The organism is Flavobacterium sp. 140616W15 (assembly GCF_003668995.1).
Lineage (GTDB): Bacteria > Bacteroidota > Bacteroidia > Flavobacteriales > Flavobacteriaceae > Flavobacterium.
The window spans coordinates 1,889,653-1,902,226 of sequence record NZ_CP033068.1 but is presented as its reverse complement, the minus strand read 5'-3'; the positions used below and the strand labels follow the sequence as shown (position 1 = coordinate 1,902,226).

Here is a 12,574-nt window from a genome sequence, read left to right as displayed (position 1 = left end):
ACACATTTTACAATTTCTAAATAGTGTATCCAGTTTAGAAGAAATTTATTCAATAATTTATACTACAATTGTTTTTATAACATCTTAAATTATAATTATTTAAAATATAATTTTAGGATTTTACAGTGTAAAGATATTATCGAGGCTAGTTCTATTTCATGATTTAAATCATGAAATACCTTTTTTGATTTAATATTTAATTTCTTTAGAGGTAGAAGTAATAAAATAGGAAGAAAGCCTGTAAATGCAAAATGAATTTGTGCACTTACAGGCTTTAATAATTTAATGAATAAGTTTTTTGAGACTAATTAAGACTAGGTCCTTCGGGAATTTTAATAACGCGTTTGTGTCTTTTGGTTAGTAATAAATAAATTATTGCAATACCTAAAACGATCAATAAGGCAATCTCTAGTTGTGCCAACATATTATATTGGTTATATGTTTTATTGGCATTCTCCAATTGTAATTTGGCTTCATCAACTTGAATTTTAGAAAGTGATTCTAAGGTAACTAAAGCTTGATCTGCTGCTCTTTCTACTTCTTGCCATTGCTTTCCCTGTACTTGTTTGTTTATTTTGTCACAGATAGCAATAAAAACACCAAAATCTTCCTTTTCTTTGGGAGTTAAAACAGTGTTATGATATAATAAGTTTATTGCTTTAATATTATGAATGGATGTAATAATAGCATCGGCTTTTTCGGTGTCATCGTTATTTTTTACAGCATTTGCTTTTACAAGATTTAATTCATTAGCATAATGAAAGATATAGGTCGAAACAACTAAGCGATCTTTATAAATTGCATTGATGTTTTCGTTAGTAGTTTCGGCGTTTCGTAATGTATTAAAGGTACTTAGTATTATAATTAGCATTACAATTGCCAGTATAAACGCGGCTTTTGTTTTCTTACTACTGTTTTTTAAACCCATCATATTGTATTAATATATATTGCAATATAATTATTTATTTGGAACAATTTTGTTATTTCTATTCTAAATATGCTCGTTGGATATTTCTTGAAAAAATTATTTAAGACAAATTAAAAATAATATAATCATTTTAATTTGTTGTTTGATATCAGTTTAGCTTCTCTAGAAATCAATTAAATAGCCAAGTCTTTTTTTAGGAATTCTGCATAAAAATTTGGAATTGGACTTTTTTCTATAGCCTTTATTACTTCGTTTACTGGATATTCTAACTTGACAATCTCAGGAATAATTTTTTCTTCATCAATATGTAATATCAAGTAGGTAGCCAACGGACTATTTTCTCTTGATCTCCCTACCGAACCACAATTTATCAGAATTCCAGCAGGAGAGTCTTTAGTCGCTTCTACTGGTCTTATGTAGGGTCTGTGTGTGTGCCCCATAATTATAATATCAGCTTTTTCTTCTGCAAGCATCGACTGTACATCTTTAAGATCATGATTCTCATAGATATATTCATCATTACTTCTTGTGCTGGCGTGTACCAGTAGTACTTTTCTGTTTTCTCCCGAAATAGTAAAATTTAATAAAAACCTTTCAGGAAGTGTTTTTAAGAATTCTTTGTTTTCTGGTTTTATGCTTTGTTTGGTATAGTTAATTCCGTTTACGCGTGCCGCTCTTTCCTCAGGATTGTGTTTCGGTAGCGGTGTTACTTCATAATCGAATGCAATGCGCTCATCATGGTTGCCCATTAGACAAGGAATTTCTAATTCTTTAATTTGTTCAATAACTTCATTGTGCCAAGGAGCAAAATCGACTAAATCGCCTAAGCAATATATTTCATCTATATTTCTTTGTTTTATATCTTCCAGAACTACTTTTAGTGCTGGCAAATTACCATGTATATCACTAATTATCGCTATGTTCTTCATGCTTTACGTTTATTTGAAAAAATTACTATTATTAATGCAATACTACTCCATAAAAGCTTTTGCCATGTTGCCATATCCCATTTACCTATCTTCCAGCTTAAAAGCCCAAAATAAGTACCAATTGCTGCACCAATAAAATAGGTAGTCATGTATATGGTATTTAGTCTACTATGCGCTTCTTCGTGTAAACTATATATACGTGTAAAATTAGTGATTTGGGTTGCTTGTACACCAATATCTAAAAAGAAAACACTAAGTATTAATACAGGAATAGAATAAGGGAAGAGTTTTAGGAGTACAATGCTACCTATTATCATTGAAACTGTAGTAATTAATGAGTTTCTTACATTTCCTTTATCTGCTAATTTGCCAAAGTAAGGTGCAACTAATGCTCCACCAATAGCAATTAAACCGAATAGGCCTATTATTCCTGAATGATAATTTAAAGGGGGACTGCTCAGATGAAAGGTAAGTGTTGTCCAAAAGGAGCAAAACACACCAAATGTAAAGGATCCTAAAAGTGCTGTTTGTCGTAAAACTGGGTATTTTGGAATAAGTGCTAATGTTGATTTTATGAGGTGGAAATAACTGCCTTTAAATTTTGAAGGCACTTCTGGCAAGTATAATTTTAGCATTAGCGTAACGGCAAGTACCATTACTCCTGATATTCCAAAAACATAACGCCATCCAAGCAATTCGGTTATAAAACCGCTAATAACACGAGCTCCTAATATTCCAACTAATATTCCGCTGAAGACAACTCCCACATTTTTACCTCTATTTTCTTTACCTAAAGTAGCAGCCATTGGAAGTATAATTTGTGCTGGAGTAGAAAATAAGCCAACAAAAAAGCTGAGTATATATAGTGCTGTTAATGAAGATGTCAATGTTATAAAAAACAAAGTTAGCACCAGTAATGCACACAATAGCAGAATAAGATTCTTACGATTAACTTTGTCACCAAGCGGAAGTAAAAAGAACATTCCTAATCCATATCCTAATTGAGAAAGCATTGAAATTTTTCCAATTTGAGTTTCGGTTACTTTAAGAGATAAAGCAATTGCCTGGAGTATAGGTTGATTGTAATATATATTAGCAACGATTACACCCGCTGAGACTGCCATAAGCGGAATCACCGCTGGTTTGAAACTAGTTTTATTCATAAACTTTTTTTGCAAAGCTATTGTACGCTTAAAACTAAAAATTGTACATTTAAACTGTATTTTTGTAAAAAAACAACAATCAGTGGAACGGTTTATTCAGCATACTCCTTTATTTATTCGGCATTTTACAACCGAAATATGGCCGTTTCCGGTTCATAATCACAATCATTTTGAGTTGGTTTTTATTCACTCAGGCAGTGGATTGCATCAATTAAACGGAGGAGAGGTTTCGTATAAAGGGCCTTGCATTTTTTTGTTATGTCCATCAGATTATCACCTTTTTATTATAGATAAAGAAACGGAGTTTAGTGTATTAAAATTTAATAACCGTTATCTCGATGGAACTTCATCAGATACTGCCAAAAGCGAATGGAATAAAGTCTTAGACCAATTGCTTGGTATAAGTAGTAATTTAGACGGGAAATTAGTTGATTCTCCTCAGGAATTAGATAAAATAAATCATCTGATGCAATTGATTGTCAGCGAGTGGGATGGTGGTAGTCAAAATGGTTCTCATGAAGTGCTTCTTTATTTAATACGAAGTGTATTTGCAGTAATCAAGAAAAATGCATTTCAGTCACTAGGCACCAACACGATTTTGAATGAAGGCTTGCTTGTAGGTATTATGAATTATATCCATAAAGAAATTCGTGTACCAGCTAATTTAAACCTGATGGTTCTATCTGCTCATTTTAATATGGCTCCCAATCATTTAAGCAGTTTATTTAAGCGGCAAACTGGTGGTTCTATAAAGAAATACATTGACGATTATAAATATAAATTGATCGAAAATCGTCTTAAACATAGTACTGTTTTAATGAAAGAAATAAGCAACGAATTTGGTTTTTCAGATGTAAGTCATTTTAATAAATTTCTAAAAAAACAAACGGGGCTTAACCCGAAGGATGTGCGAAGAAAGGCAATTTTGTAAAATGTAAAAACTAAGAAATAAAATGTGTGAGAAGTGAAATATACATTTTACAAACAGCATTTCACTTCTCACTCCTTTTTGAATTATTTAATTGTTATCGGAACTTCAACTGTTGTTTTATCCCAGCCAATTACCAGATTTGCTACCGAACCTTGATTCGTAAAAGCAATCGATAAAGCTTCAATTGTATTTGGCACTGCTTTAACAGGAACAGTAACTCTTGCAATATCTTTACTTTCATCATAAGCATAGGCACCCCATAAATCTATTTCTTTATTGATGATAATAGTCCATTTGTCTTTTTCAGGGATAGCAAACAAACTATAAGTTCCAGCTGGAATGTTTTTACCTCCAATTGTAACAGGTTTGTAAAATTTAATTTCGGCATTTTCGTTAGCTCCAACACGCCAAACTTTACCAAATGGTATTAGTTCACCAAAAATAGCACGGCCTTTTGCAGAAGGTCTTGAATAAATAACTTTGATAACAGCAGACGGAGTATCAGTCTTTTTTGATTTAACTGCTTTATGTGGATAATAACTAATGTCAACTGGGCTAGTATCCAAAGGAGCGAAATTAACATCTTGTGCATTTACGGAAAAAACTGTTAATAAGATGATTAATAGTAGATAAGGGTTTTTCATAATTGTAATTATTTTTATAGTTTACACAAAGTAAGAGAAATATGTTTGAGGAATTACATTATATCTTTTTATTTTTTAAATACTTGAAGCTGCAAATCCACCATCGACTTTAATGATTGTTCCTGTTACAAACTTTGACATATCGCTACATAAAAATAAGAGCGCTCCATTTATGTCTTCGGGAGTTCCAAATCTTCCCATAGGAGTCTGATCGATGATTTTTTGACCTCTAAGTGTTAGTTTTCCATCGGGATTCAATAGTAATGCTTTATTTTGTTCACCAATAAAAAAACCGGGTGAAATTGCATTTACACGAATTCCTTCACCATATTTGGAGGCTAGTTCAACCGCCATCCATTGCGTAAAATTATCAATAGCTGCCTTAGATGCTGAATAACCAACTACTCTTGTTAAGGGTCTTTGCGCAGATGCAGATGAGATATTGATAATATTTCCTGTTTTTTGTTTGGCGAAAAGTTCTGAGAATACTTGAGAAGGCAAGATGGTACCAATTATATTTAGATCTATTACTTTTTGTAAATCATCGGTATTCATATTATATATTGCCTGATCGGGATTTATAGTTGCCCCAGGCATGTTTCCACCTGCTGCATTTATAAGGATGTCGAGCTGGCCATATTTAGCAATAATAAAATCTCGGGCTTTTTCAAGATCTTCTTTTTTTAATACATTTGCTTGTATTGCAAAAGCTTGCCCGCCATTTTTTTGTATGTTTTCTACAATTTTGTTCGCCTTTTCAATAGATTGGGATACGATTCCTGTGATAACGCCTTGTTTAGCCAAAACATTGGCAAAATTACTTCCCAATACACCAGCACCACCTGTTATTAAAGCGATTTTACCTTTTAGATTAAATATCGAATCCATATTATTTATAATTGCTTTTGTATGATCTGTACTATTTGAAGAACTTTTCTGGTTTCATTTTCTATGCCATCATAATCTCCGTTGTCTGTACGTTCTTTGGTAATGAGTTTGCTTCCCATTCCGACTGCTGAAACTCCAGCAGAAAACCAGCTATTGATACTTGCGTGAGTTGTGTCAACACCACCAGTAGTCATAAAATGTAGTGAAGGAAATATATCTTTAATGCTATTCATAAATTTTGGACTTAGAATGTTTCCAGGGAATAGTTTTATGAATTTTATTCCAGCATTTTCAGCGGTAATAATTTCTGTAGGTGTCATACATCCAGGGCAATAAAGCTTTTTTTTGCTTTGCAAAAATTGAGAAACTTCAGGAACGAAACCAGGGCTTATAAAAAAATCTGCTCCAATTGCATCATATTGTTCGGCTTGCTCAATATTCTTTATTGTTCCGATTCCTAATAACATTCCAGGCATTTCTAGATCTCTAATAGCAACCATTTTCTTAAAATTAGTCACTGCTTCAGGACCTCTATTGGTATATTCTACTGCTTTTATTCCAGATTTATAAAGCGCTCTTAGAATTGCTAAACTAATAATTTCATCAGTATTGAAGTAAAGTGGAAGAATTCCCTGGTTTGTTATTGTGTCTATTGTATTCTGAATGTTGTCCATAGTGTTATATTTTTACTTTAATTACAATTTTTTTTAATATTCCATTGCCAATCATTGCAGCGTGAACATCTTCGGGATATAAAATAGCAAATTGTTTTTTGTGCAGCTGAAAAAACATATCTGGAGCATCATGAAAAAAACGTACATCTTTTTCATCATTATAATCTCCGTTTGGCTTGCTACATTTTTCTCTTGGTTTCCATGCAAAAACTTCTGGACCATTTATTGAAATTTGGATATCAATATTTTTATCATGACATTCAAAATCTTTGATGCTTTCTTCTTTTGTAGTTCCTTCACCTATTATGACTATAGCTTTTAAACCTTCTGCAATTTCATGTATTCCTTCAGTAAGATTAGCTATGTCATTTTCGTATATGTAGTCAAATGCTTTTTTAAAATTAGGATGTAAATTGTAATATTTTGATGCATTATTTAATGTGTCTATTATCATTTTTATTTTTTTGATTTCTAATTATTTAAACTGTCTTTTTTAGAATATAATGAAGAGGGATATTTTTTTCGTATGTTTTAGATTAAATTATTGGAGTATATCTAATTTCTATTCCATAAAACGTTTGATTCTTATTGGAATAAAAGAAAATTACGTGTACGCACACGGATTGTAACAAATGTATGTAAAATGTTATCTAAAACAAGGTATCTTCAATAATAAAAATTAATTTTGCATTTATATAAAATTACTTTTAACTTAAAGATAATAAGTATCATAACTATAAAAAAAATAGCAGAATTAGCTAATGTTTCTACCGGAACAGTTGACAGGATTATTCATAATCGGGGGCAGGTTACTTTAGATAATGTTAGAAAAGTGAATGCTATAATCGAGGAATATGGATACGAAAGAAATATTCTAGCGAGTAATCTTGCTTTAAATAGAAAATTTCATTTTGCAGTGCTCTTACCTAAATATGAAAATTTAGAATATTGGAAAAGCCAAATTGCAGGAATTGAAAAAGCGGCTATCGAATTTGGTAAATTTGGAGTCGTATTAGATTATTTTTTCTATGATTATAATACTACATCTTTTAAAAAACACCTCAAAAAAGTAATGAATTTTAAATGTGACGGATTACTATTTGCTCCAGTTTTTTACAAAGAATCTGTTCATTTTCTTAGCGAATATAAAAAGAAAGGTATTCCAATTGTTATGATTGATTCTAATATAGTAAGAAATCAAAAATACGCTTATGTTGGTCAGGATGCATTTCAGAGCGGGTATTTAGCAGGTAGGCTTGTTAGTTTTTCTTTACAAAAAGAGAAGAAAGTTTTAATCTTTAAGATAACGAGAGAAATTGATAGTACATCGGCTTATTTACAGCGTATTGATGGATTCTATTCTTTTTTTATCGATCGTGATGAGTTTTCAAATTTTAAATTTTCAGAAGTTACAATCAAAGATTCAGGAATTACCCAATTGAATAAAGAGATGTTCACAGATGTTAATAGTGTTTTTGTAACGAATTCCAGAGCTTATATCATAGCTCGTTTTCTGCAAGAAAATGACATTAAAGGTGTTCGAATTATTGGTTATGATTTACTAAAAGAGAATGTAGAATATTTAAAAAGTGGTGTAATTGATTTTTTAATCAACCAAAAACCAGAGGAACAAGGGTATATGGGAATTAATTACTTGTATAAAAAATTAGTATTACAAGAACCTGTCGAAAACACACATTATATTCCGCTTGAGATTATTCTAAAGGAGAATTATTCGGAGAGGTAAAAGGGGTTTTGAGGCTTAAAGGGACTAAAATGTCTAGTATTTTTTAAATCTTTTATAAATATCCATTAGCTTTTAACCATTCTACGCAATCTCTTGTCCAAAACTGACTAGTATCTTTTACGCCTAATCCAAAGCCATGGCCGCCTTTTTCGTATAAATGCAATTCTGCAGGTATTTTGTTTTTTTTGAGTGCCAAATAATAATTGATACTATTTTCTGAAGGAACTACTGTATCATCTGTTGCATGCACAAGAAAAGCTGTGGGAGTATCTGAAGCAACGGTTTTTTCGTTTGAGAACTTATTTATTAATTCCAGAGAAGGATTTGTCCCTAATAAATTAGTTTGTGATCCTTTATGAACCACTTCTTTAGTCATGCTTATTACTGGATAAATTAAAATTGAAAAGCTTGGGCGAGCACTAATTGAATAATCAGTTTTGTAAACTACATCATTGTAATGAGTTGACAAAGTTGATGCTAAATGTCCTCCTGCAGAAAAGCCAATAATACCTATTTTTGTTGAATCCAAATCCCATTGACTAGCATTTTTTCTAATAAATCGCATAGCTTCCTGAGCATCTTGTAATGGCCCGATAGTTTTATCTTTCATTATCAAATCGCTGGGTAATCTATATTTTATGACAAATGCTGTAATTCCTAAGGTATTCAGCCATTTTGCTACTTTTGTACCTTCTTTATCTATCGATAAATGTGAATATCCTCCTCCTGGAAAAATTAAAATAGCAGTTCCATTTGACTTGGTTTCATGTGGTGTAAATATGCTTAATGTTGGGATGCTAACATGACTAACACTAGTTACGATTCCATCTTTTAGGACTTCTTTTTCTGTATATTCAGCATTATTTATTGCATTTGGAATAGGTGTAATCCAAAGCGGAATAATTTTATCCTGTGCATATATTGGTCCTGTTATTTTTAAGGTTACAATCAAGATTACAATTGTAAGGTAGTTTTTTAGATTCTTATTTTTTTCATTTTATAAAATTTAATGATATTAAGCTGTTAAGTATAATAATATTTATTTAACACATAGAGATATAGTTTTTTTTACCAATCGTTAGTCGTTTCATTTAAAATTGGCTTCATAACTATGTGAAAAAATTTAGATTTTCTCTAATCATATTTTTGATTATTAATTCTATTCTGATAACCATCAGAACTATGTTTCTATGCGTTTGTTTTATTTTTTAAGTCTTAAAATACATATAACTACTTATTGTATTTATAGTGCTTGGCATCTTTCATTTTTAATTTTTTTTCGAAAAACTGTATTTAACAAATATATTGGTTAATGAGTATTTAAATATTATTTTTTTTGTGTGATATGTTTATTTAAGTGGTTTTTTTAAAAATATATTTAATTTATTTGCAAAGTTAGGATTAAAAACTATATTTGTGCAATCGATTACATAAATTTAATTTCTGTTTGAATTTATCAATTATATCGAAGGAATTAAAGCAAATAATTTTTAACTACCATAATAAACCAAAACCATGAATCAAACCACTAAATCCGCTGGAAAGTATCGCTGGAGTATATGTGCCTTGTTATTTTTTGCTACAACTATTAATTATTTAGACAGACAAGTTTTATCCTTAACATGGAGTGATTATATAGCTCCTGAGTTCCACTGGACAAATAATGATTATGGAAATATTACTGCTTTATTTTCTATTTTTTATGCCGTTTCTTTATTGTTTGCTGGAAGGTTTGTGGATTGGATGGATACTAAAAGAGGTTTTCTTTGGGCTATTGGAATTTGGTCTTTAGGAGCTTGTTTACATGCTTTTTGTGGTATTGCAACTTCAGGAATAATAACAGGACACTGGTTTGTAGGTTTTGAAGAATCTAAAGAAATTATCAGTACAATTAATGACACTGGAATGGTAATTAATGTGAGTGTTACCTTATTCATTTTTGCTCGTTTTATTTTGGCAGTAGGTGAGGCAGGTAATTTTCCTGCAGCTATTAAAACAACTGCTGAATATTTCCCTAAAAAAGACCGAGCATTTTCGACAAGCATATTTAATGCTGGTGCTACCGTTGGTGCATTGGCGGCCCCGATATCTATTCCGTTTATTGCAAAATCATTTGGTTGGGAAATGGCCTTTATTATTATTGGAGCATTAGGTTTCGTTTGGATGGGATTTTGGGTTTTTATGTACGATAAGCCTGAAAAACACCCAAAAGTATGTCCTGCAGAATTAGAATATATACAACAAGATGATATTGCAGATAGCAAGTTAGCAGGATATGTTCCTGAGAATACGGATAAAGTATCTTTTATGGACTGCTTTAAATACAAGCAAACTTGGGCTTTTGCTTTTGGTAAGTTTATGACCGATGGAGTTTGGTGGTTTTTCTTATTCTGGACTCCTGCTTATTTGAGTTCTGTTTACGGAATGGATTCTACAGAAGCCGCTTTACCATTATTTGTTTTATACATGATTACTTTATTATCGATCATTGGTGGTTGGTTGCCAACATATTTTGTAGAGAAGAAAGGAATGAACCCATATGAAGGAAGAATGAGAGCGATGTTGATTTTCGCCTTCTTTCCGCTATTAGCTTTAGTAGCGCAGCCTCTAGGATATATTAGTTATTGGTTGCCAGTAATCATAATTGGTATTTCGGGTGCAGCTCACCAATCTTGGTCTGCTAATATATTCACTACTGTTGGAGATATGTTTCCAAAAAAAGCCATTGCGACAATAACAGGTATTGGCGGTTTGGCTGGCGGAGTAGGCTCTACAATGATTAATAAAGGGTCAGGATTATTATTTGATTATAGTAAAGAAACGAATATGTCCTTTATGGGCTTTCAAGGAATTGAAGCGGGATATTTTATCATTTTCTCAATTTGTGCTATTTGTTATTTAACTGGATGGTCAGTAATGAAGCTTTTAGTACCTAAGTACGCACCTATAACAAACCTATAAACTGAAAATATTATTTGTTTATAGATTTAATTAGAATATAATTTATAAATTTGTAATCGATTACATTATTAAAAAAAGAAATTATGACAAACTTTGAATTTAGATACGCGACTAATCCAACAGATTTTAAAAAGTATGGTACTGACGAATTAAGAGCCCAGTTTTTAATTGAGAAATTATTTGTCGAGAATGAGATACAATTAACATACACTATGTATGACCGATATATTGTTGGAGGAATTATGCCTGTTGGAAAAGTGTTGAAATTAGAAACAATTCCATATTTAAAATCAGAAAATTTTCTAGACAGAAGAGAGTTAGGAATTATAAACGTTGGTGGAAAAGGAACTGTTACTGTTGATGGAGAAGTTTTTGAATTAGATAAGAAAGAGGCTTTGTATGTAGGGCAAGGCTGTAAAGAGGTTTTGTTTGCAAGTGTTACAGGAGAACAAGCTTTGTTTTATATCAATTCAGCTCCAGCACATGCTAAATTTCCAAATAAAAAAGTAGGCAAAGAAAATGCCGAAGTAATTCAGTTAGGAGAAGAAAAGACAGCGAATCGCAGGGTTTTAAATAAATTGATTGTGAATAGCATCGTTCAGACATGCCAATTACAAATGGGATTAACAGAGTTGTTACCAGGAAATGTTTGGAACACAATGCCAGCTCACACACACGACAGGAGAATGGAAGCATATTTCTATTTTGATTTAGAAGCGCCACAAACCATTTGTCATTTCCTTGGAGAGCCTCAAAATACACGTCATATTTTTATGCAAAACCATCAGGCAGTTTTATCACCAGAATGGTCTATTCACTCCGGCGCAGGAACGTCTAACTATTCTTTTATATGGGGAATGGCAGGAGAAAATTTGGATTACGGAGATATGGATATTGTTGCACCAAATGAACTTAAATAAAGCATTATGAAGTTATTTGATTTAACCAATAAAAGAGCGCTAATAACTGGAGGCACACATGGTCTTGGTATGGCTATGGCCGAAGGGTTGGCACAAGCAGGAGCCGAGTTAGTAATTAGCAGCACAACGCCAAGCAAATTAGAAGAAGCGCTTGCTTATTACAAAAGCAAAGGATACAAAGCATCAGGATATATTTTTGATGTAACTGATGAAAAAATTGCTGCGGAACAGATTGAAGCAATCGAGAAGAATCAAGGACCAATTCATATTTTGGTAAACAATGCCGGAATCATAAAGAGAGAACCAGCTGTAAGCATGCTAATCGAAGACTTCCGACGTGTTATAGATGTAGATTTAGTTGGAGCTTTTATTATGTCGCAATTAGTGGGACGAAAAATGATTGAGCGCAACGAAGGTAAAATCATTAATATCTGTTCCATGATGAGTGAGTTGGGTAGAAACAGTGTTTCTGCTTATGCTGCTGCGAAAGGCGGTTTAAAAATGCTTACTAAAAATTTAGCTACTGAATGGGCTAAACACAATATTCAGGTTAACGGAATTGGGCCAGGTTATTTTGCTACTTCGCAAACAGAACCTATTCGCGTAGACGGAAATCCATTTAATGAATTTATCATAAGCCGAACACCTGCGGGACGTTGGGGAGATCCTGAAGATTTAGCAGGAACGGCAGTTTTCCTAGCTTCTGAAGCTAGCCGATTTGTAAACGGTCAAATCATATATGTTGATGGTGGAATTTTAGCCACAATCGGTAAACCATCAAACGAATAA

At 32.1% G+C, this 12,574-nt stretch carries 13 protein-coding genes; 5 read left to right on the top strand and 8 right to left on the bottom strand.

Translation table 11 applies throughout. The annotated features are described in order from the left end of the window. Positions 1-304 precede the first annotated feature (304 nt). The 3 genes from EAG11_RS08025 to EAG11_RS08015 form a co-directional block, all read right to left on the bottom strand. The gene (locus EAG11_RS08025; RefSeq protein WP_129538725.1) at positions 305-931 is read right to left on the bottom strand and encodes an MCP four helix bundle domain-containing protein; all 627 of its coding nucleotides are present in this window, start codon (positions 929-931) and stop codon (positions 305-307) included. Positions 932-1,101: 170 nt separating this feature from the next. After that, on the bottom strand, positions 1,102-1,857 hold the full coding sequence (locus EAG11_RS08020; RefSeq protein WP_129538724.1) for a metallophosphoesterase: 756 nt from the start codon (positions 1,855-1,857) through the stop codon (positions 1,102-1,104). Continuing rightward, positions 1,854-3,020 carry an MFS transporter gene (locus EAG11_RS08015; RefSeq protein WP_129538723.1) on the bottom strand — a complete coding sequence of 389 codons (1,167 nt, stop codon included), beginning with the start codon at positions 3,018-3,020 and terminating at the stop codon, positions 1,854-1,856. Before EAG11_RS08015 ends, EAG11_RS08020 begins: the two co-directional genes overlap by 4 nt. Before the next feature lie 82 nt (positions 3,021-3,102). Between EAG11_RS08015 and EAG11_RS08010 the strand changes: the two genes are divergently transcribed. Next, complete coding sequence (locus EAG11_RS08010) at positions 3,103-3,951, top strand: AraC family transcriptional regulator (protein ID WP_129538722.1); 849 nt, start codon at positions 3,103-3,105, stop codon at positions 3,949-3,951. Between the two features lie 83 nt (positions 3,952-4,034). On the opposite strand, the gene EAG11_RS08005 is transcribed toward EAG11_RS08010, so the two are convergent. The 4 genes from EAG11_RS08005 to EAG11_RS07990 all read right to left on the bottom strand — a co-directional run bounded on the left by EAG11_RS08005 (position 4,035) and on the right by EAG11_RS07990 (position 6,611). After that, positions 4,035-4,595 (bottom strand): DUF2911 domain-containing protein, encoded by a 561-nt coding sequence (locus EAG11_RS08005; RefSeq protein WP_129538721.1) that lies wholly within the window; start codon positions 4,593-4,595, stop codon positions 4,035-4,037. Between the two features lie 75 nt (positions 4,596-4,670). Next, positions 4,671-5,483, bottom strand: a complete 813-nt coding sequence (locus EAG11_RS08000; RefSeq protein ID WP_129538720.1) for an SDR family oxidoreductase — start codon at positions 5,481-5,483, stop codon at positions 4,671-4,673. Positions 5,484-5,488: 5 nt separating this feature from the next. Then, positions 5,489-6,157, bottom strand: coding sequence for a bifunctional 4-hydroxy-2-oxoglutarate aldolase/2-dehydro-3-deoxy-phosphogluconate aldolase (locus tag EAG11_RS07995; RefSeq protein WP_129538719.1), 669 nt, complete (start codon positions 6,155-6,157; stop codon positions 5,489-5,491). Positions 6,158-6,161: 4 nt separating this feature from the next. Continuing rightward, complete coding sequence (locus EAG11_RS07990) at positions 6,162-6,611, bottom strand: YhcH/YjgK/YiaL family protein (RefSeq protein WP_129538718.1); 450 nt, start codon at positions 6,609-6,611, stop codon at positions 6,162-6,164. 231 nt (positions 6,612-6,842) lie between these two features. Between EAG11_RS07990 and EAG11_RS07985 the strand changes: the two genes are divergently transcribed. Next, the gene (locus EAG11_RS07985; RefSeq protein ID WP_242499296.1) at positions 6,843-7,904 is read left to right on the top strand and encodes a LacI family DNA-binding transcriptional regulator; all 1,062 of its coding nucleotides are present in this window, start codon (positions 6,843-6,845) and stop codon (positions 7,902-7,904) included. Positions 7,905-7,956: 52 nt separating this feature from the next. Here EAG11_RS07985 and EAG11_RS07980 read toward each other — a convergent pair whose 3' ends face one another. Beyond that, a complete protein-coding gene (locus EAG11_RS07980) occupies positions 7,957-8,856 on the bottom strand; it encodes an alpha/beta hydrolase (protein WP_242499295.1) in 900 nt (299 codons plus the stop codon). A gap of 563 nt (positions 8,857-9,419) precedes the next feature. Between EAG11_RS07980 and EAG11_RS07975 the strand changes: the two genes are divergently transcribed. The 3 genes from EAG11_RS07975 to EAG11_RS07965 all read left to right on the top strand — a co-directional run bounded on the left by EAG11_RS07975 (position 9,420) and on the right by EAG11_RS07965 (position 12,574). Then, complete coding sequence (locus EAG11_RS07975; protein ID WP_129538716.1) at positions 9,420-10,865, top strand: MFS transporter; 1,446 nt, start codon at positions 9,420-9,422, stop codon at positions 10,863-10,865. An 83-nt stretch (positions 10,866-10,948) separates the two neighbouring features. Continuing rightward, on the top strand, positions 10,949-11,785 hold the full coding sequence (gene kduI, locus EAG11_RS07970) for a 5-dehydro-4-deoxy-D-glucuronate isomerase (RefSeq protein ID WP_129538715.1): 837 nt from the start codon (positions 10,949-10,951) through the stop codon (positions 11,783-11,785). A gap of 6 nt (positions 11,786-11,791) precedes the next feature. Further along, entirely contained in the window at positions 11,792-12,574 is a 783-nt protein-coding gene (locus EAG11_RS07965; RefSeq protein ID WP_129538714.1) for a gluconate 5-dehydrogenase, read from the top strand.